Genomic DNA, 18,851 nt, shown 5'->3' with positions numbered 1-18,851 from the left:
CTCAGGCGGCCGGGCCCGGCTCCACCAGCCCGGCCGCCTGACGTGCACACCCCCAGGCCACCGTGACCCCGGCCCCGCCGTGCCCGTAGTTGTGCACCAGCACCCGCCCGTCCGGCAGGAGTGCACGTTCCAGCCGGACCGCGTCCCGGTACGGCCGCAGCCCCACCCGGTGCCCCAGCACCCGCGCCCCGGCGATCTCCGGCCGTACCGCCGCACACCGCGCCACGATCCCGGCCGCGATCTCCGGATCCGGCTCCAGGGACCAGGCGTCCTCCTGCGCGGTACCCCCGAGCAGCAACCCGCCGGGCTGCGGGAAGAAGTAGGTGGAGACACTCCCTTCGGACCCGCCGTCAGGTCCCCCTGCGGGCTCCTCGGCGGCTCCGTACCAGGTGCTGATCCCCGGGTTCTCCACCACGACCAGCTGCCCGCGCACCGGCCGCACGGCCGGATCGGGGACCAGCGAACGGGCTCCGAGCCCGGTGCAGTTCACCACGGCCGCCGCCGGCACCTCACCCAGCCCGTGCACCTCCCGCACCTCGACCGTCCCGCCCGCCTCGCCCAAGCGCTCCCGCAGCCAGGCCAGATGGACCGGCATGTCGATCAACGGCAGCCGCGCCGAGAGCCCTTCCGCCGTGTCGGCCAGCCCCGGCACCCGCGCCGCCCACGGACCCAGCTCGTCCAGCCGCAGCCCCTCGTGTACGCCCTCGACCAGGCGTACGCCCGTCTCCTCCGGCCGCGCCGACAGCTCCTCGTACACGGCGAGGGATTCCAGCGCCCAGTCGCCGACCAGCCGCTCCGGCTGGATACGGTAGGGCCACCACAGCGCCCCCGCGACCGCCGAGGTCGTACGCTCGCCGCTCTCCCGCGCCCAGACCCGCACCCGGCGCCCGCCCTCGGCCAGCACCACCGCCGTGGTCAGCCCGACGACCCCGCCACCGACCACGATCACTTCGTCACCCAGCTCACGGCCCATGCCCGGACGCTAGCGGAATATGTCATGCCGCGCTCAGATCGTCCCGCTCTGGGGATACTCACAGCATGTCTGCCGCATACGCGACCTTCGGCCTGGCCCCGGCGATGCGCGCCGGCGGTGTCCGCGCCGACGGCGGCTACCAGGTCCACCGGGACTTCGTGGACTTCGTCGTCGACGGGTCCCCGCTGCTGTTCCAGCTCTCCGACCTGGACGCCGTCTCCCCGCTCGCCTCCGACATCCCGCCCGCGATCTTCACCGCCCAGGTCCGCAGCCTGTTACTGGAGTCCGCCGCACCGCTCCCCGACGACCGGTACGTCATCTACGGCTGCCCCGAGTGCGAGGACCTGGCCTGCGGCGCGGTCACCGCGGTCATCGAGAGGGACGGCGACGACTACGTCTGGCGGGACTTCGCCTGGCAGACCGACGAACACGCCGACCTGGAGCTCAACGGCTACCACGGCATCGGCCCGTTCCGCTTCCCCGGCCCCGAGTACCGCGAGGCCCTCGGTGCCCTCCTCGAGGACTCCGGCCCCCCGCCGGGCCGCCGTGTCCTGCTGATCGGCGCGCGCGTCGCCCTCCTCGCCAAGCTCGCCGCCGCCCTGCGCACCATCGGCATCGGCGCCGACATCACCCGCGACGCCGACGGCGTCCCCGCCGAGGAACTCCGCGGTTACGGCGCCGTGGTCTTCGGCCCCACGGTCGGCGAGACCGAGCGGGCGGCCGTACGCAAGGCGTTCGACCGGGCCGCAGTGGCGGTCGCCTCCGTCGACGGGCTCGCCCCGATCGTCCCCCTCCTCGTCGCCCAGATCGAACACGCCCTCGACCGCAGGCCGCTCCGACAGCGCCGCCTGACCCACTTGGTCGCCGCCGACGGCGCGGCCCGCATCGAGGTCACCTCACCCTGCCGGGTCCGGCTCACGGCGTACCGCCTGGACCGGCTCTCCCGCCTCCACTCCCAGGATCTCTTCGACGGCGTCCTGGAACCGGGCAGCCACCGCATCCCCCTCGACGGCAAGGCGGCCAAGGGCGGGTCCTATGTCGTGGCGCGGACCTCCGGGAGCGTCCTGGTGCAGGCCGTCGCGCGCTGACCGGGGAACGAAACGCGGCTGGGGGTGCGCGCACCGGCGCATTAGGATCGGCGTTCTGATGACTGCCACCCTCGTCGCCAAGAACCTCGCCGCCGGGCACGGCGACCGTTCCCTCTTCTCCGGGCTCGACCTCGTCGTCGCGCCCGGGGACGTGATCGGTCTGGTCGGTGCCAACGGCGCGGGCAAGTCCACGCTGCTCCGGCTGCTCGCCGGACTCACCGCCCCCGAGCAGGGCGAGCTGCGGCTCTCCCCGCCGACCGCGGCCGTCGGCCACCTGCCCCAGGAACCGGAGCGCCGGCCGGGTGAGACCGTGCGCGCCTTCCTCGCCCGCCGCACCGGCGTCGCCGAGGCACAGCGCGTGATGGACGAGGCCACTCAGGCCCTGGTCGACGGGGCACCAGGGGCCGACGACGCGTACGCCACCTCGCTGGAGCGCTGGCTCGGCCTCGGCGGCGCGGACCTGGAGGAGCGGGCCGGGGAGGTCGCCGACTCCCTGGGCCTGGCCGTCGACCTCGACCAGCCGATGACCTCCCTCTCCGGCGGCCAGGCGGCCCGCGCGGGCCTCGCCTCCCTGCTCCTCTCCCGCTACGACGTCTTCCTGCTCGACGAGCCGACCAACGACCTCGACCTGGACGGTCTGGAACGGCTCGAACGCTTCGTGACCGGGCTGCGCGCCGGCACGGTCCTCGTCAGCCACGACCGCGAGTTCCTCACCCGCACGGTCACCAAGGTCCTCGAGCTCGACCTCGCCCAGGGGCAGATCAACCTCTTCGGCGGTGGCTACGACGCCTACCTCGAAGAACGCGAGGTGGCCCGCCGGCACGCCCGCGGCGACTACGAGGAGTACGCCGACAAGAAGGCCGCGCTCCAGGACCGCGCCCAGATGCAGCGCTCCTGGATGGACAAGGGCGTCAAGAACGCCCGGCGCAAGGCGTCCAACGACAACGACAAGATCGGCCGCAAGTTCCGCAGCGAGGCCAGCGAGAAGCAGGCCGCCAAGGCCCGCCAGACCCAGCGCATGATCGAACGCCTGGACGTCGTCGAGGAGCCGCGCAAGGAGTGGGAGCTGCGCATGGAGATCGCGGCGGCCCCGCGCTCCGGCGCCGTGGTGGCCACCCTGCGGGACGCGGAAGTACGGCGTGGTGACTTCACCTTCGGGCCGGTCTCCCTGGGGATCGACTGGGCCGACCGGGTCGCGGTGACCGGCGCGAACGGGGCCGGCAAGTCGACGCTCCTGGCCGCCCTGCTGGGCCGGGTGCCGCTGGACGCGGGGCACGCCGCGCTCGGCTCCGGAGTCGTCGTCGGCGAGGTCGACCAGGCGCGCAAGCTCTTCCACGGCACCGAGGCCCTGCTGGACGCCTTCTGCGCGGCCGTCCCGGACACCGAGCCGGTCGAAGTCCGCACCCTGCTCGCCAAGTTCGGCCTCAAGCAGGCCCATGTCCTGCGCTCCGCGGCGACGTTGTCACCGGGGGAGCGGACCCGTGCGGCGCTGGCGCTGCTCCAGGGCCGGGGCGTCAACCTCCTCGTCCTGGACGAGCCGACGAACCACCTCGACCTGCCCGCGATCGAACAACTGGAGTCCGCCCTCGACGCCTACCAGGGCACCCTCCTCCTGGTCACCCACGACCGCCGCATGCTGGACGCGGTCCACGTGACCCGCCGCCTGGAGGTCTCGGCGGGCAAGGTGACGGAAAGCGCCCCGTAAGGGGCGCGGGGCTGTATCGATATGCGGCTCCGCCGCGTGGGCGCGAGCGACCCCCACCCACCCGCAGCCGCCGAACAACCCACTCGGCACCCCCGGGCACGCTGCGATCCGACCCGGATCACCGGGCAGGGGAGAGCCCCTGAGTGAACGGCGCGCCCAGGAACTGCTCGCGGGCAACCGCGCCCGGACGACCGGCACCACCGAGCCCCGCGGGGACGTGAGCCGTCGGGCAACTGTGTCTGCCGACAGTCATCTGACCGAGGCGCGGACCGTGGTCGCGTGGAACCATGGGCGGGCGTCCGGGCGAGCCGGACCTGTGCCCGAAGGAGTCCGCGCATGGGCCGTCCTCGCATCCCCGCCGGCGGCGGGAGATGACCGACCGGCACGGCATCCTGCTGTCCTCGGACATCGTGAGCGCGTCCGAGGACGGCGCGGCGGCACCCGTCGTCGACGCGCGGCCGCCGCACGACGTGCGCCGCGCCGCCGACCTGCTGCGGCTGCTGGTCTCCCTGACCGCCCTTGCGGCGACGGTGCTGCTGGCGGTCGCCACCCGCGACTTCGCCCGCCGGGCGCAGCAGGGCCTGCCTCCACGCGCTCGGCGGTGACCTCGCCTTCGTCCAGCTCGGCGCCGCCTACATGGCGGCCCGCCTGCTCGCCAACGCGGCCCCGGTCCCCGGCGGGCTCGGAGCGGGCCTCATCGCGGGCCTGACCGCGCTCGGTGTGCCGGCCGGCCCGGCCACCTCGGCGGTCCTGGTCTACCGGCTGCTCACGTTCTGGCTCAACTCCCACTGGGCGCCCTGGCCCTCGGCTTCGTACAACGGCGCGGCTACGTGTGACGGAAAGAGGAGACGCGCCACTTCAGGGGCGCGAGGAACTGCGCGACCAGCCACAACGGTCCCGCAGCTCCCCACCACCTCACAACCCCACGGCTCCCGAAGAATCCGTCACCGCTTGCCCTTCTTCGGGTCCAGCAGCCCCGCCCGGCGCAACGCGTCAGCCATCGCGCTGTTGGCCGGCGCCGGCGCCTGCCGCGCACCGCCGCCCTGGCCCTGGCCGCCACGTCCGCCACCCTGGCCCTGGCCGCCACGCCCGCCGCCCTGCTGCCGCTGCTGCGGCGGACGCCCACCGCGCTGGCGGCGTTCGGCGCCCTCGCCCTGCCGGCCGCCGCCCTGCGGCGCCGCCTCGTCGTCCAGCCGCAGCGTCAGCGAGATCCGCTTGCGCGGGATGTCCACGTCGAGGACCTTCACCTTGACGATGTCACCCGGCTTCACGACCTCCCGCGGGTCCTTGACGAAGGTCTTCGACAGCGCGGAGACATGCGCCAGACCGTCCTGGTGGACGCCGACGTCGATGAACGCGCCGAACGCCGCCACGTTCGTGACGACCCCCTCCAGCACCATTCCGGAGGACAGGTCGGAGATCTTCTCGACGCCTTCCTTGAACGTGGCCGTCTTGAAGGCCGGACGCGGGTCGCGCCCCGGCTTCTCCAGCTCCTTGAGGATGTCGGTGACGGTCGGCAGACCGAACTTCTCGTCCACGAAGTCGCCCGGCCGCAGCGAGCGCAGCACACCCGTGTTGCCGATGAGCGCGGCCACCTCCTGGTGCGACGCCTTCACCATGCGCCGTACGACGGGGTACGCCTCGGGGTGGACGCTCGACGCGTCCAGCGGGTCGTCGCCGCCGCGGATGCGGAGGAAGCCCGCGCACTGCTCGTACGCCTTCGGGCCGAGCCGTGCCACGTTCTTCAGCTGGCCGCGGGAGGTGAACGGGCCGTTGGTGTCCCGGTGGGCCACGATGTTCTCGGCGAGCCCGGAGGTGATGCCGGAGACCCGGGACAGCAGCGGGGCCGACGCCGTGTTCACGTCGACGCCCACGCCGTTCACACAGTCCTCCACCACCGCGTCCAGCGAGCGCGACAGCTTCACCTCGGACAGGTCGTGCTGGTACTGGCCGACACCGATCGACTTCGGGTCGATCTTCACCAGCTCGGCGAGGGGGTCCTGGAGCCGGCGGGCGATGGAGACGGCGCCGCGCAGCGACACGTCCATGTCCGGCAGCTCCTGGGAGGCGAACGCGGACGCCGAGTACACGGACGCGCCCGCCTCCGACACCATCACCTTGGTGAGCTTCAACTCCGGGTGCTTGGTGATGAGTTCACCGGCGAGCTTGTCGGTCTCGCGGGACGCCGTGCCGTTGCCGATAGCGATCAGTTCGACCGTGTGCTCGGTGGCGAGACGGGCGAGCTTGGCGACCGCCTCGTCCCACTTGTTGGCGGGGACGTGCGGGTAGATGACGTCGGTGGCGACGACCTTGCCGGTGGCGTCGACGACGGCGACCTTCACGCCGGTACGGAAGCCGGGGTCCAGGCCCAGCGTCGCGCGCGTGCCGGCCGGGGCGGCGAGCAGCAGGTCGCGCAGGTTCGCCGCGAAGACGTCGACCGCCTCGTCCTCGGCCGCCGTACGCAGCCGTAGCCGCAGATCGATGCCGAGGTGGACGAGGAGGCGGGTGCGCCAGGCCCAGCGGACCGTGTCGGTCAGCCACTTGTCGGCCGGCCGCCCCCGGTCGGCGATCCCGAACCGGTGGGCGACGATGCCCTCGTACGACGACGGCCCCTCGGTCGGCTCCTCCGGCTCCAGGACGAGGTCGAGGACCTCCTCCTTCTCCCCGCGCAGCATCGCCAGGATGCGGTGCGAGGGCAGCTCGGTGAACGGCTCGGCGAAGTCGAAGTAGTCGGCGAACTTGGCGCCCGCCTCCTCCTTGCCGTCCCGTACCTTCGCGGCGAGCCGGCCGCGCACCCACATGCGCTCGCGCAGCTCACCGATGAGGTCGGCGTCCTCCGAGAACCGCTCGGTGAGGATCGCCCGGGCACCCTCCAGGGCGGCCTGCGGATCGGCGACGCCCTTGTCGGCGTCCACGAACGTGGCGGCCGCGGCCAGCGGATCCACCGTCGGGTCGCCGAGCAGCCCCTCGGCCAGCGGCTCCAGGCCGGCCTCCCGCGCGATCTGCGCCTTGGTCCGCCGCTTCGGCTTGTACGGCAGGTAGATGTCCTCCAGCCGCGCCTTGGTCTCGGCGCCCCGGATCTGCGCCTCCAGCTCCTCGGTGAGCTTGCCCTGCTCGCGCACCGACTCCAGGATCGCCGTCCGGCGCTCCTCCAGCTCCCGCAGATAGCGCAGCCGCTCCTCGAGCGTGCGCAGCTGCGCGTCGTCGAGCATCTCGGTCGCTTCCTTGCGGTAGCGGGCGATGAAGGGCACCGTCGAACCGCCGTCGAGCAGCTCCACGGCAGCCTTGACCTGCCGCTCCCGTACGCCGAGCTCCTCGGCGATCCTGCCTTCGATGGACCCTGGAACCAGGGACCCGGGTGTCGTCACGATCCCGTACCGCCTTCTCCACTGAGGTTGCGCGGCAATTGTGGCAGGTGACACCGACAACCGGGCCCCAGGGCACCCTTCCACGACACGAAGTCGCACTCCCCGTGCCCCACCTGTCTCCTGAATCCGCCGTAACGGCGCTCAGCTCACCCCTTGCCGACCAGATCCGCCGGAAAGGCGCCCGCGGCGATCGCCGCTCCCGCGAACCCCTTCGCCAGCTCGGCCAGCCGGGCCACCCCGCCGGCCCCCAGATGCTCGTACGGCGCCCGGTCCAGCCGGTCCGTCTCCGTCTCGATCTCGGCCCGCAGGGCCGCTCCCGCCTCGGTCAGCTCGCCCGCCGCGTCGAGCAGCCCGCGCTCCCGCAGCCGCGCCACCGTCGCGTCCCAGTCGTCCTGGCTCCAGCCCCGTGTGGCGAGCACCCACTTGGGGTTCATGCCCTTGCCGGTCGCGGTGTGGGTCACCACCGCCTCCAGCCCGTCGAGACCTGCCGCGACGAGCACCGCGAGGTGCCCGTCGCCACGGTGCTCGCGCAGCAGCGTGGTCGCGTGCCAGTAGGCGAGGTGGGGCTCCTCGGGCACCGGCAGGTCCGCGTGCGCCGCGTACAGCGGGCGGCCGGGGCGGGAGCAGGCCTCGGTGGCGCGCAGCGCGAGCCGCGCGGCCTCGGCCATCCCGTCGGAGGCCACCGCGTCCGCGCCGAGCAGCCGCCGCAGGGAGGCGTCGACGGCACGCGCGCGTGCGGCGAGGACGTCGCCGGGCGACGCGGTCTCCCAGACGGCCGGGACATGCCGGGCCACCAGTTCGTACTTGTAGTTGTAGAACGTGGCCGTCACCGTGCCGGGCCCGACCGGCCCCAACGCGGCGGCCCGCACCGCGAAGTTGACGGCCCGCGGGTGGGTGACGCCGAGCGCGGCGAGTTCCTCGGCCAGCTCGGGGCTGAAGAAGTGGGTCGCGTGCAGGGAGTTGAGCAGGGTGTGGCAGCGGCGACCGGCGCGCGGCTCCAGGACGGCAGTGGTCATGGCGAGCACGTTACCGACTAGTCGGTACGGACTCCAGTGCCGTGCCCGACCCGATGGCCAAGTGTTCCGCCGCCATGGCAGGAAAGGTGGGAAGTTCGTCATTGCGGCCACCGCCGCGCCCGCGAAGAATCGATGGCATGGCCCAGCGAACCGTTCTCGTCGTCCTCTTCCCCGGTGTCCAGAGCCTCGACGTCACCGGCCCCGTGGAGGTCTTCACGGGCGCGGCGGCCCAGGTCCCGGGCAGCTACCGCATCCGTACGGCCTCCCTGGACGGCGCGCCCGTGCGCACGTCCAGCGGGCTGACCGTCGTACCGGACACGGCGCTGGCCGAGGCGTCCGAGCCGCACATGCTCCTCGTGCCCGGCGGAGAGGGCACCCGGCGCCACGACCCGGCCCTGGTCGACTGGCTGCGCGAGTACGGGCCGCGCACCGGACGGCTCGTCTCCGTCTGCACCGGCGCCATCCTGCTCGCCGCGGCAGGACTCCTGGACGGCCACCGGGTCACCACTCACTGGGCGTACTGCGACAAGCTGGCCCGCGACCATCCGGCCGTCGACGTCGACCCCGACCCCATCTACGTCCGGGACGGCCGGGTCGCCACCTCGGCCGGCGTCACCTCCGGCATCGACCTGGCGCTCGCCCTCGTCGAGGAGGACCTGGGCCGGGACGTGGCGCTCACCGTCGCCCGGCACCTGGTGGTGTTCCTGCGCAGGCCCGGCAACCAGGCCCAGTTCAGCGTGCAGCTCGCCGCCCAGACCGCACAGCGTGAACCGCTGCGGGAGGTCCAGCGGTGGATCAGCGAGCACCCGGACGGCGAGCTCGGCGTCGAGGCGCTGGCCGCCCGCGCGGCCCTCTCGCCCCGGCACTTCGCCCGCGCCTTCCAGGCCGAGACCGGCATGACGCCCGGCCGCTACGTCGACCGGGTACGGCTGGAACACGCCCGCCGGCTCCTGGAGGACACCGGCGACGGCGTCGAGGAGGTCTCCCGGGCAAGCGGCTACGGCACGCCCGAAGCGATGCGCCGTGCCTTCCTCAAGGCCCTCGGCACGACACCCGCCGAATATCGGCGCAGATTCCGGCCGGCACCCGTCGGTCGACCCGGATAGGAGAGCCATGCAGATCGCGATCGTCCTCTACGACCGTTTCACCGCCCTCGACGCGGTGGGACCGTACGAGACCCTGGGCCGGCTCCCGGACTCCGAGGTCGTCTTCGTGGCCGAGCGAGCCGGTCCCGTCCGCACCGACAACGGGAACCTCGCCCTGGTCGCCGAGAAGACCTGCGCCGAGGTGCCCCACCCCGATGTCCTGGTCGTCCCAGGCGGCCCCGGCCAGACCCCGCAGATGAAGAACCGGGCGCTCCTCGACTGGATCCGCGCCGCCGACGCCACCAGCACCTGGACCACCTCCGTGTGCACCGGCTCCCTGCTGCTCGCCGCCGCCGGCCTCCTCGACGGGCGCCGCGCCACCTCGCACTGGCTGGCCCTGGACGAACTGCGGACGTTCGGCGCCGAGCCCACGGGGGAGCGGATCGTCACCGACGGCAAGTACGTCACCGCGGCCGGCGTCTCCTCCGGCATCGACATGGGCCTCGCCCTGCTCGGCAGGATCGCCGGAGACGCCGTCGCCCAGGCCGTGCAGCTCGGGATCGAGTACGACCCGCAGCCGCCCTACGACGCGGGTTCCCCGCAGAAGGCGCCCGCCGAGGTCGTCGAACTGCTCCGCTCGAGGAGCCGGTTCATCCTCGGCCAGGGACAGCCCAGCTGAACCGCGGCTGACGGCGCTCCAGGAACGCGGCGACGCCCTCGGCGGTGTCGCCGCTGCCGCGCGCCTGCTCCGTCCAGTGGCCGTCGCGGTCGGTACGGCCGTCGGCGAACTCCTTCGCCGCCGCCTGCGTCAGCTGGGAGCGCGCGACCAGGATCCGGCTGAACTCGGCGACCCGCTCCGCCAGTTCGCCCTCGGGCAGCACCTCGTCGACCAGGCCGGTGCGCAACGCCCGCTCCGTTCCGATCAACTCGCCGGAGTACAGCAGGTACTTGGTGGTGGCGGGGCCGACCAGGGAGACCAGCCGGCGGGTGGAGGAGGCCGGATAGACGATCCCGAGCTTGGCCGGGGTCACGCCGAAGAGGGCTCCCTCCGCGGCGAACCGGAGGTCGCAGGCGGCGGCGAGCTGCGAGCCGCCGCCGACACAGTGGCCGCGGACCGCGGCGAGGGTCGGCTTGGGGAACGCGGCGAGCGCCTCCTCGGCGGCGCAGGCGAGGGCCTGTGCCTCGGCGGGGGAGCCCTGGAGGGTGGAGATGTCGGCACCGGCGCAGAAGGTTCCGCCCTCACCGGTCAGTACGAGGACCCGGACGCCGGGGTTGGCCGACAGCTCGTCCAGGAGGGGTGGCAGGGCTCGCCACATCGCCGCTGTCATCGCGTTGCGTTTGACCGGGTTGTGGATGACCACGGTGGCCACGGCGTCGGTGACCTGGTGGGAGAGGTGGGGCTCCATGGCCGGGATGTTATCGGCGTGACGGAGCCGGGGATCGATGCGGTCCCGCCTCAGGGGTTGCAGTACAACCGTAAAAGTGCGCGAAGTCGGCTTTAGCGGAACAGGACCAGTCCCTCAACCGACCTTGTCGTACGTCGACGGTCAGAACCGTTCGATAGTTGCTGACTTGTGTTCAGTCATCCGGGGTGGAGGGGGTCGTTACCAACACTCGTCATGTGGTGACAATCGAGCGCGAGGGTGGCGACCGGACGATGGAGAACCACGGGCGCGGGCACGACCCGCGTCCAGAGGGAGGCGGCGCTCCGCCGCCGGATCCGCTGCCGTACGAAGGAGTCTGGCGGTTCACCGCCGCCGCCGTGGACGCCTCCGTCCCGCAGGCGCGGCGCGCCGTACGGGACCTGCTCCAGCGCCAGGGCGTCCCGGTCTCGGAGGACCTGGTGTACGGGCTGCTGCTGATCGTCTCCGAGCTGGTCACCAACGCGGTCAAGCACGCGGCGCTGCTGTCGCCGGTGCTCGCCGTCGAGGTCGCCGTCGGCGCCGAGTGGGTGCGGGTGTCGGTGGAGGACAACCACCCCTACCGCCCGACCGCCCTGGAGGCCGACCACGGCCAGACCGGCGGCCGGGGCCTGCTGCTGGTGCGGGAGGTGGCCAGGGAGGCGGGCGGAGTCGTGGACGTGGAGCACACGTCGAGCGGCGGCAAGGTGATCTGGGCCGCCCTGCCGCTCAAACCCGCGTCGCTGCCGTGAGGCCGCTCACCACCCCGCGGACGGGCCCGTCAGCTCCCTGATCGCCGGACGGGCCGCGTCCAGCACGGTCATGAACCATGACGAGAAGGGGTCCCGGGCGTGCCGCTCGGTCAGTTCGGCGGCCGTCACGAAGGCGGTCTCCCCGACCTCATCCGGGTCCGGCGAGAGCGGCGCCTGCACCATGCCGACGAACAGGTGGTTGAACTCCTGCTCGACCAGTCCGGAGCCCGGGTCCGGGTGGTTGTAGCGGACCGTGCCCGCCTCGCCGAGCAGGGACGGGGAGACCCCCAGCTCCTCGAAGGTGCGGCGGGCCGCCGCCGCGAAGGGGGCCTCACCGGGGTAGGGGTGGCCGCAGCAGGTGTTCGACCACACACCGGGGGAGTGGTATTTGCCCAGCGCGCGCTGCTGGAGCAGGAGTCTGCCCTGTTCGTCGAAGAGGAAGACCGAGAAAGCCCGGTGCAGCTGCCCGGGTGGCTGATGCGCGGCCAGCTTCTCCGCGGTCCCGATGGTCACACCCTTCTCGTCGACGAGTTCCAGCAAAATCGCGTCCGTTGTGCCCTTCGACGTGCTGTGCGTCGCGGTGGCAGGTGTGATCGGCATACCCATCCTTCGCCTCGGTCTTCGTACCAAGTCTGCCGTACGAATCCGACACTCCCGGCACTTCCCGGCACGGGCACGCCGGAAGAGGGACCCGGTAGTTGATCGTGCCCTACGGGTGCGAAAGGGAACCGTCCGGGGGTGTCGAACACAAGGACGGCGGGGGAGCCCGGACCGACGGGTTCCGGTGGCCGGCCGGGCGGCCCGACGGACCGCGGCGCGGTCAGTGGCAGAGCCGGGCCTCGTGCTCCGCGTGCCCGCCCGGCTCCAGCTGGAAGGTGCAGTGCTCCACGTCGAAGTGGTGGCCGAGACAGCCCTGCAGCTCGTGCAGCATCTTCTCGTGGCCGATGGCGTTCAGCACCTCCGAGCGGACCACCACGTGCGCCGACAGGACCGGCAGTCCCGAGGTGATCGTCCAGGCGTGCAGATCGTGGACGTCCAGTACGCCGTCCAGCGCCAGGATGTGCGACCGCACCTCCGCCATGTCCACGTCCTTGGGCGCCGCCTCCAGCAGGACGTCCAGCGTCTCGCGCAGCAGCTTCACCGTCCTCGGCACGATCATCAGGCCGATCACCAGCGAGGCGACCGGGTCGGCCGCCTGCCAGCCGGTGGTCAGGATCACCACGGCCGAGATCAGCACCGCCAGCGAGCCCAGCGCGTCGGCCGCCACCTCCAGGAAGGCGCCGCGCACGTTCAGGCTCTCCTGCTGGCCGCGCACCAGGAGCGTGAGCGAGATCATGTTGGCGACCAGGCCGATCAGACCGAACACGATCATCTGGCCGCCGTGCGTGTCCGCGGGCGTCACGAACCGCTGGACCGCCTCGTACAGCACATAGCCGCCGACGCCGAGCAGCAGCAGACAGTTGGCCAGGGCGGCCAGGATCTCGGCACGGGCGTAGCCGAAGGTGCGGTTGGTGCTCGCCGGGCGGTTGGCGAAGTGGATCGCCAGCAGTGCCATGCCGAGGCCCAGTGCGTCGGTGGCCATGTGGGCCGCGTCCGCGATCAGCGCGAGCGAGTCGGCCAGCAGGCCGCCGGCGATCTCGACCACCATCACCCCGAGGGTGATGGCGAGCGCCACCCGCAGCCGCCCGCGATACGCCGCCGCGGCCGTGCCGGTGGCCGGCGCGTGGGTGTGCGTGTGGCCGTGGTCGTGCCCTGCCCCCATGAGATACGCCTCCTGATTTCCGCCCGGGATCACAGTGAACTACGGGTGGGGGGTATCCGGCAACGCGGCAGTGAACACCGTTGTCATGTGCCCTGACCTGCGGAAACGATTCCCAGGTCAGGGCATCCTCAGTGACCCCTCGTGAACGGGTGGGCATCCCGGGTGGCCGCCCGGAACCCGTCCGCGCCGAAGGGGACCATGTCCTCAATGCCCGTTCTGTGAGCGCGGTTTGTGGGCCGGGGCCCGGATCACGGATGATGATCTCGGCAAAGGCCGGGGCAGAGCGGGTCGTCCGTGCCGTGAACGGCCGGTGAACAAGCAGTCCTCACCATCAGATAGCCTCTGCCGAATGCCGCCCGGGGGCCACCAGGCACACCGCGCCCCACCACGCAGTAGACCGGCGCCCGTGCGCCGGCACCCAGGGAGTGAGTTCGGTTGCCGACCGCCATCGTCACCGGCCAGCCGGTCCCCGGATCGTCGTTGGAGAGCGATCTGCGGGCGCTCGGCTTCGAGGTGCGCACGGCCTCGGACAGCACCGACACCGCGGCCCTCCTCGCGACCGTGCCCGCCGACCGGCGGGTCGCCGTCGTCGACGCCCGCTTCGTCGGCCATCTGCACGCCCTGCGCCTCGGCCTCACCGACCCACGCTTCCCGCTCGCCGCGATCCCCGGCGCCGTCACCGCCCAGCCGGCCGGCCGTCAGGCGCTGAACGGGGCGCTGGCCCGGGAGGCCGCCGCCGGCGGCACCGACCTGGCCGTCGACGGCCTCGTCACCGCCCTGGACGCCGACGTGCACCGCCCCGAGCTGGGCAGTCTGGTCGCCGCCGTCCCCGCCGACCCGCAGGCCCGCAACGAGGCACGGCAGGCCGTCGCCGCCGTCGACGACGAGGCCGTACGCCTGAAGTCGGCCGTGAAGTCCCGCGACGGCTTCTTCACCACCTTCTTCATCAGCCCGTACTCCCGCTACCTGGCCCGCTGGTGCGCCCGGCGCGGCCTGACCCCCAACCAGGTCACCACCGCCTCCCTGCTCACCGCCCTGATCGCGGCGGGCTGCGCGGCCACCGGCACCCGCGCCGGGTTCGTCGCGGCGGGCGGGCTGCTGATCGCGTCCTTCGTCCTGGACTGCACCGACGGCCAGCTCGCCCGCTACTCCCTGCAGTACTCCACGCTCGGCGCCTGGCTGGACGCCACCTTCGACCGGGCCAAGGAGTACGCCTACTACGCCGGCCTCGCGCTCGGCGCGGCCCGGGGCGGAGACGACGTATGGGCCCTCGCCCTCGGCGCGATGATCCTGCAGACCTGCCGGCACGTGGTCGACTTCTCCTTCAACGAGGCGAACCACGACGCCACCGCCAACACCAGCCCCACCGCGGCCCTCTCCGACCGGCTCGACAGCGTCGGCTGGACGGTCTGGGTGCGCCGGATGATAGTCCTGCCCATCGGCGAACGATGGGCCCTGATAGCCGTCCTGACCGCGGCGACGACCCCGCGGATCACCTTCTACGTGCTGCTGGTCGGCTGCGCCCTCGCGGCGACGTACACCACCGCCGGGCGGGTGCTGCGCTCGCTGACCCGCAAGGCCACGAGGACCGACCGGGCGGCGAAGGCGCTGGCCGACCTGGCCGACAACGGCCCGCTCGCCCAATTTGTGTCCCGCGCGCTGCCCGCCCCGCTCGGCTCCCCGCTCCTGGTGGCACTCGCCGGAGTGGCGGTTCTCACCGTGTCCCTCTTCTCAGGCGTGACCTGGGCGCCGGTCGCCGGCGCCGTCGTCTACGCGCTGGCCTCCGGCCAGGCCCTCGCCCGCCCGCTCAAGGGCGCCCTCGACTGGCTGGTCCCGCCCCTGTTCCGGGCCGCCGAATACGGCACCGTTCTCGTCCTCGCAAGCAAATCCGGGGTGAACGGAACCCTTCCCGCGGCTTTCGGCCTGGTGGCCGCCGTCGCCTACCATCACTACGACACGGTGTACCGCATCCGCGGCAACGCCGGGGCGCCGCCGGCCTGGCTGGTACGCGCCGCCGGGGGGCAGGAGGGGCGAACTCTGCTGGTCACCGTCGTGGCCGCGGTGCTCACCGCCACGCAGTTCAAGGTCGCGCTCACGGTCCTCGCCGTGGCCGTGGCCGGGCTGGTGCTCGTCGAGAGCATCCGCTTCTGGGTGTCCGCAGGGGCGCCCGCCGTACACGATGAAGGAGAACCCGCATGATCGGCCTCGTGCTGGCGGCCGGCGCCGGACGGCGTCTGCGCCCCTACACCGACAGCCTGCCCAAGGCGCTGGTGCCGGTGGGGCCTGCCGGGATAGAGGACTCGATCACGGTGCTCGACCTGACCCTCGGCAACTTCGCCGAGATCGGCCTGACCGAGGTCGCGATCATCGTCGGCTACCGCAAGGAGGCCGTGTACGAGCGCAAGGCGGCCCTGGAGGCGAAGTACGGCCTCAAGCTCACCCTCATCGACAACGACAAGGCCGAGGAGTGGAACAACGCCTACTCCCTGTGGTGCGGCCGTGACGCCCTCAAGGACGGCGTGATCCTCGCCAACGGCGACACCGTCCACCCGGTCTCCGTCGAGAAGACGCTGCTCGCCGCACGCGGCGACGGCAAGAAGATCATCCTCGCGCTCGACACCGTCAAGTCCCTCGCGGACGAGGAGATGAAGGTCGTCGTAGGCGCCGACCAGGGCATGACGAAGATCACCAAGCTGATGGACCCCGCCGAGGCCACCGGCGAGTACATCGGCGTCACCCTCATCGAGGGCGACGCGGCCCCCGAGCTCGCCGACGCGCTGAAGACGGTCTGGGAGAGCGACCCGCAGCAGTTCTACGAGCACGGCTACCAGGAGCTGGTCAACCGCGGCTTCCGGATCGACGTGGCGCCGATCGGCGACGTCCGGTGGGTGGAGATCGACAACCACGACGATCTCGCCAAGGGACGGGAGATCGCGTGCCAGTACTGACCAGGCTGATCCCCTCGCCGGTCGTCGTCGACATCCGCCCGGGTGCCCTCGACGACCTGGCCGGCGTGCTCGCCGACGAGCGCATCTCGCACTCCGGCCGGCTCGCCATCGCCGTCAGCGGCGGCTCCGGCACCAAGCTGCGCGAGCGCGTCTCGCCGAGCCTGCCCGGTGCCACCTGGTACGAGGTCGGCGGCGGCACCCTGGACGACGCGATCCGGCTGGCCGGCGAGATCAAGGCGGGCCGCTACGACGCGGTCGTCGGCCTCGGCGGCGGCAAGATCATCGACTGTGCCAAGTTCGCGGCCGCGCGGGTGGGTCTGCCGCTGGTCGCCGTGCCGACGAACCTCGCGCACGACGGTCTGTGCTCGCCAGTCGCCACCCTCGACAACGACGCGGGCCGCGGCTCCTACGGCGTGCCCACCCCGATCGCGGTCGTCATCGACCTCGACGTCATCCGGGAGGCCCCGGCGCGCTTCGTGCGCTCGGGCATCGGGGACGCCGTCTCCAACATCTCGGCGATCGCGGACTGGGAACTGTCCCACCGCGTCAACGGCGAGAAGATCGACGGTCTGGCGGCCGCCATGGCCCGGCAGGCCGGCGAGGCGGTACTGCGCCACCCCGGCGGCATAGGGGAGAACGCCTTCCTCCAGGTGCTCGCCGAGGCGCTGGTGCTCAGCGGTATCGCCATGTCGGTGTCGGGCGACTCCCGCCCGTCCTCCGGCGCCTGCCACGAGATCAACCACGCCTTCGACCTGCTGTATCCGAGGCGTGCCGCCAGCCATGGCGAGCAGTGCGGACTCGGCGCGGCCTTCGCGATGTACCTGCGCGGAGCCCACCAGCAGTCCGTGTACATGGCCGATGTGCTGCGCCGGCACGGACTGCCGGTGCTGCCGGAGGAGATCGGCTTCACCGTGGACGAGTTCGTCCGGGTCGTCGAGTTCGCCCCGGAGACCCGGCCCGGCCGTTACACCATCCTCGAACACCTCGACCTCAAGCCGCACCAGATCAAGGACTTCTACGTCGACTATGTCAAGGCCATCGGTAGCTGAACTCCGTCCGGTCGTGCACCCCGCTGGGGTCAAGGACCGGCGCAGCGGTGAGCACTGGATGGGGCGCCTCTATATGCGTGAGGTGTCCCTGCGGGTGGACCGCTACCTGGTGAACACCAGGGTCACGCCCAACCAGCTCACGTACCTGATGACCGTCTTCGGCGTGCTCGCGGCCCCGGCCCTGCTGGTGCCGGGGATCACGGGCGCCGTGCTCGGCGTGGTCTGCGTCCAGATGTACCTGCTGCTGGACTGCGTCGACGGCGAGGTCGCGCGCTGGAAGCAGCAGTACTCGCTGGGCGGGGTCTACCTCGACCGCGTGGGCGCCTATCTGACCGACGCGGCCGTTCTCGTCGGGCTCGGGCTGCGCGCCGCCGACCTGTTCGGCAGCGGCCGCATCGACTGGCTGTGGGCCTTCCTCGGCACCCTGGCCGCGCTCGGCGCCATCCTGATCAAGGCCGAGACCGACCTGGTCGGCGTCGCCCGCCACCAGGCCGGCCTGCCGGTGGTCAAGGAGGCCGCCGCCGAGATGCGTTCCTCCGGGATGGCGCTGGCCCGCCGGGCCGCCGCCCTGCTCCGGTTCCACCGGCTGATCCTCGGCATCGAGGCCTCGCTGCTGATCCTGCTCCTCGCGATCGTGGACCACGTCCGCGGCGACCTCTTCTTCACCCGGCTCGGCACCGCCGTGCTCGCCGGGATCGCGCTGTTGCAGACCCTGCTGCACCTGGTCTCGGTCCTCGCGTCGAGCAGGCTGCGGTGAGCGCCGGTCTGAAGGTCGGCGCGGTCGTCATCACCATGGGCAACCGCCCCGACGAACTGCGCGCCCTCCTCGATTCGGTCGCCAAGCAGGACGGCGACCCGGTCGAGGTGGTCGTCGTAGGCAACGGCTCGCCCGTCCCGGAGGTGCCGGACGGCGTGCGCACCATGGAGCTGCCCGAGAACCTCGGGATCCCCGGCGGCCGCAACGTCGGCATAGAGGCCTTCGGCCCCAGCGGTCGCGATGTCGACATACTGCTCTTCCTGGACGACGACGGACTGCTCCCCGGGCACGACACCGCCGAGCTGTGCCGTGAGGCCTTCGCCGCCGACCCGAAGCTAGGCATCGTCAGCTTCCGTATCGCCGACCCGGACACGGGACAGACCCAGCGCCGGCACGTGCCGAGGCTGCGGGCCTCCGACCCGATGCGCTCCTCCCGGGTCACCACCTTCCTCGGCGGCGCCAACGCCGTCCGCACCCAGGTCCTCGCCGAGGTCGGCGGCCTGCCGGACGAGTTCTTCTACGCCCATGAGGAGACCGACCTGGCCTGGCGGGCCCTGGACGCCGGCTGGATGATCGACTACCGCTCCGACATGGTGCTGTACCACCCCACGACCGCCCCCTCCCGGCACGCGGTCTACCACCGGATGGTCGCCCGCAACCGGGTGTGGCTGGCGCGCCGCAACCTGCCCGCCCCCCTGGTCCCCGTCTACCTCGGGGTGTGGATGCTGCTGACCCTGGTGCGCCGCCCCTCGCGCCCGGCCCTGCACGCCTGGTTCGCCGGCTTCCGGGAGGGCTGGACCACGCCGTGCGGACCCCGTCGGCCCATGCGGTGGCGCACCGTGTGGAAGCTCACGCGATTGGGCCGGCCCCCGGTGATCTGAGAAGCTCGAAGGGGCGTGTCCGCGTGCCCGGCGCGCGGACGCCCCCGGGAACGTGTCCATGGCGGAT

General features: G+C 72.4%; 17 protein-coding genes. 11 read left to right on the top strand and 6 right to left on the bottom strand.

Annotated elements, in window-relative coordinates; translation table 11 throughout:
* Window position 1: 1 nt before the first annotated feature.
* Entirely contained in the window at window positions 2-973 is a 972-nt protein-coding gene (locus AB0N16_RS19150) for an FAD-dependent oxidoreductase (RefSeq protein WP_365798104.1), read from the bottom strand.
* A 65-nt stretch (window positions 974-1,038) separates the two neighbouring features.
* Between AB0N16_RS19150 and AB0N16_RS19145 the strand changes: the two genes are divergently transcribed.
* From AB0N16_RS19145 to AB0N16_RS19135, 3 genes are all read left to right on the top strand, one after another.
* Window positions 1,039-2,061, top strand: a complete 1,023-nt coding sequence (locus tag AB0N16_RS19145) for an oxidoreductase (RefSeq protein WP_365798102.1) — start codon at window positions 1,039-1,041, stop codon at window positions 2,059-2,061.
* Between the two features lie 58 nt (window positions 2,062-2,119).
* Window positions 2,120-3,766 carry an ABC-F family ATP-binding cassette domain-containing protein gene (locus AB0N16_RS19140; RefSeq protein ID WP_365798100.1) on the top strand — a complete coding sequence of 549 codons (1,647 nt, stop codon included), beginning with the start codon at window positions 2,120-2,122 and terminating at the stop codon, window positions 3,764-3,766.
* A gap of 287 nt (window positions 3,767-4,053) precedes the next feature.
* On the top strand, window positions 4,054-4,371 hold the full coding sequence (locus AB0N16_RS19135; protein ID WP_365798098.1) for a hypothetical protein: 318 nt from the start codon (window positions 4,054-4,056) through the stop codon (window positions 4,369-4,371).
* 339 nt (window positions 4,372-4,710) lie between these two features.
* Here AB0N16_RS19135 and AB0N16_RS19130 read toward each other — a convergent pair whose 3' ends face one another.
* Complete coding sequence (locus tag AB0N16_RS19130; protein WP_365798096.1) at window positions 4,711-7,134, bottom strand: Tex family protein; 2,424 nt, start codon at window positions 7,132-7,134, stop codon at window positions 4,711-4,713.
* Between the two features lie 146 nt (window positions 7,135-7,280).
* A complete protein-coding gene (locus AB0N16_RS19125; RefSeq protein ID WP_365798094.1) occupies window positions 7,281-8,150 on the bottom strand; it encodes a hypothetical protein in 870 nt (289 codons plus the stop codon).
* A gap of 137 nt (window positions 8,151-8,287) precedes the next feature.
* On the opposite strand from AB0N16_RS19125, the gene AB0N16_RS19120 reads away from it, so the two are divergent.
* On the top strand, window positions 8,288-9,256 hold the full coding sequence (locus AB0N16_RS19120; RefSeq protein ID WP_365798092.1) for a GlxA family transcriptional regulator: 969 nt from the start codon (window positions 8,288-8,290) through the stop codon (window positions 9,254-9,256).
* Window positions 9,257-9,263: 7 nt separating this feature from the next.
* Window positions 9,264-9,914: a DJ-1/PfpI family protein gene (locus AB0N16_RS19115; RefSeq protein WP_365798090.1), complete on the top strand. Its 651-nt coding sequence runs from the start codon at window positions 9,264-9,266 to the stop codon at window positions 9,912-9,914.
* On the opposite strand, the gene AB0N16_RS19110 is transcribed toward AB0N16_RS19115, so the two are convergent.
* The gene (locus AB0N16_RS19110) at window positions 9,886-10,641 is read right to left on the bottom strand and encodes an enoyl-CoA hydratase/isomerase family protein (RefSeq protein ID WP_365798088.1); all 756 of its coding nucleotides are present in this window, start codon (window positions 10,639-10,641) and stop codon (window positions 9,886-9,888) included. The genes AB0N16_RS19115 and AB0N16_RS19110 overlap by 29 nt on opposite strands.
* Window positions 10,642-10,892: 251 nt before the next feature.
* On the opposite strand from AB0N16_RS19110, the gene AB0N16_RS19105 reads away from it, so the two are divergent.
* Window positions 10,893-11,387 (top strand): ATP-binding protein, encoded by a 495-nt coding sequence (locus AB0N16_RS19105; protein ID WP_351743605.1) that lies wholly within the window; start codon window positions 10,893-10,895, stop codon window positions 11,385-11,387.
* Window positions 11,388-11,393: 6 nt separating this feature from the next.
* Here the strand turns inward: AB0N16_RS19105 and idi are convergent, their stop codons facing one another.
* Both idi and AB0N16_RS19095 read right to left on the bottom strand, forming a co-directional pair.
* Window positions 11,394-11,987, bottom strand: a complete 594-nt coding sequence (gene idi, locus AB0N16_RS19100) for an isopentenyl-diphosphate Delta-isomerase (RefSeq protein ID WP_365798086.1) — start codon at window positions 11,985-11,987, stop codon at window positions 11,394-11,396.
* Between the two features lie 220 nt (window positions 11,988-12,207).
* Window positions 12,208-13,149: a cation diffusion facilitator family transporter gene (locus AB0N16_RS19095; RefSeq protein WP_365798084.1), complete on the bottom strand. Its 942-nt coding sequence runs from the start codon at window positions 13,147-13,149 to the stop codon at window positions 12,208-12,210.
* A gap of 435 nt (window positions 13,150-13,584) precedes the next feature.
* Between AB0N16_RS19095 and AB0N16_RS19090 the strand changes: the two genes are divergently transcribed.
* From AB0N16_RS19090 to AB0N16_RS19070, 5 genes are read left to right on the top strand one after another with little or no spacing between them, the layout of a single operon-like run.
* Window positions 13,585-15,348 (top strand): DUF5941 domain-containing protein, encoded by a 1,764-nt coding sequence (locus AB0N16_RS19090; RefSeq protein WP_365798082.1) that lies wholly within the window; start codon window positions 13,585-13,587, stop codon window positions 15,346-15,348.
* A complete protein-coding gene (locus AB0N16_RS19085) occupies window positions 15,345-16,097 on the top strand; it encodes a phosphocholine cytidylyltransferase family protein (RefSeq protein WP_365798080.1) in 753 nt (250 codons plus the stop codon). Before AB0N16_RS19090 ends, AB0N16_RS19085 begins: the two co-directional genes overlap by 4 nt.
* Window positions 16,085-17,146: an iron-containing alcohol dehydrogenase family protein gene (locus tag AB0N16_RS19080; protein ID WP_365798078.1), complete on the top strand. Its 1,062-nt coding sequence runs from the start codon at window positions 16,085-16,087 to the stop codon at window positions 17,144-17,146. The genes AB0N16_RS19085 and AB0N16_RS19080 overlap by 13 nt, the downstream gene beginning before the upstream one ends.
* A gap of 13 nt (window positions 17,147-17,159) precedes the next feature.
* A complete protein-coding gene (locus tag AB0N16_RS19075) occupies window positions 17,160-17,903 on the top strand; it encodes a CDP-alcohol phosphatidyltransferase family protein (RefSeq protein WP_234540340.1) in 744 nt (247 codons plus the stop codon).
* Window positions 17,904-17,911: 8 nt separating this feature from the next.
* Window positions 17,912-18,784 carry a glycosyltransferase gene (locus AB0N16_RS19070; protein WP_365798555.1) on the top strand — a complete coding sequence of 291 codons (873 nt, stop codon included), beginning with the start codon at window positions 17,912-17,914 and terminating at the stop codon, window positions 18,782-18,784.
* Window positions 18,785-18,851: the final 67 nt, after the last annotated feature.

This window comes from Streptomyces sp. NPDC051105 (genome assembly GCF_040682795.1).
GTDB lineage: Bacteria > Actinomycetota > Actinomycetes > Streptomycetales > Streptomycetaceae > Streptomyces.
The sequence above is the reverse complement of the archived record's forward strand: the minus strand, read 5'-3'. Positions and strand labels throughout refer to the sequence as shown.

Excerpts from the sequence above, each read along its gene's own strand:
- AB0N16_RS19120 (WP_365798092.1), top strand. The coding sequence starts at position 8,288 with ATGGCCCAGCGAACCGTTCTCGTCGTCCTCTTCCCCGGTGTCCAGAGC.
- AB0N16_RS19140 (WP_365798100.1), top strand. The coding sequence starts at position 2,120 with ATGACTGCCACCCTCGTCGCCAAGAACCTCGCCGCCGGGCACGGCGAC.
- AB0N16_RS19115 (WP_365798090.1), top strand. The coding sequence starts at position 9,264 with ATGCAGATCGCGATCGTCCTCTACGACCGTTTCACCGCCCTCGACGCG.
- idi (WP_365798086.1), bottom strand. The coding sequence starts at position 11,987 with ATGCCGATCACACCTGCCACCGCGACGCACAGCACGTCGAAGGGCACA.
- AB0N16_RS19110 (WP_365798088.1), bottom strand. The coding sequence starts at position 10,641 with ATGGAGCCCCACCTCTCCCACCAGGTCACCGACGCCGTGGCCACCGTG.
- AB0N16_RS19085 (WP_365798080.1), top strand. The coding sequence starts at position 15,345 with ATGATCGGCCTCGTGCTGGCGGCCGGCGCCGGACGGCGTCTGCGCCCC.
- AB0N16_RS19095 (WP_365798084.1), bottom strand. The coding sequence starts at position 13,149 with ATGGGGGCAGGGCACGACCACGGCCACACGCACACCCACGCGCCGGCC.
- AB0N16_RS19125 (WP_365798094.1), bottom strand. The coding sequence starts at position 8,150 with ATGACCACTGCCGTCCTGGAGCCGCGCGCCGGTCGCCGCTGCCACACC.
- AB0N16_RS19105 (WP_351743605.1), top strand. The coding sequence starts at position 10,893 with ATGGAGAACCACGGGCGCGGGCACGACCCGCGTCCAGAGGGAGGCGGC.
- AB0N16_RS19145 (WP_365798102.1), top strand. The coding sequence starts at position 1,039 with ATGTCTGCCGCATACGCGACCTTCGGCCTGGCCCCGGCGATGCGCGCC.
- AB0N16_RS19135 (WP_365798098.1), top strand. The coding sequence starts at position 4,054 with ATGGGCGGGCGTCCGGGCGAGCCGGACCTGTGCCCGAAGGAGTCCGCG.
- AB0N16_RS19150 (WP_365798104.1), bottom strand. The coding sequence starts at position 973 with ATGGGCCGTGAGCTGGGTGACGAAGTGATCGTGGTCGGTGGCGGGGTC.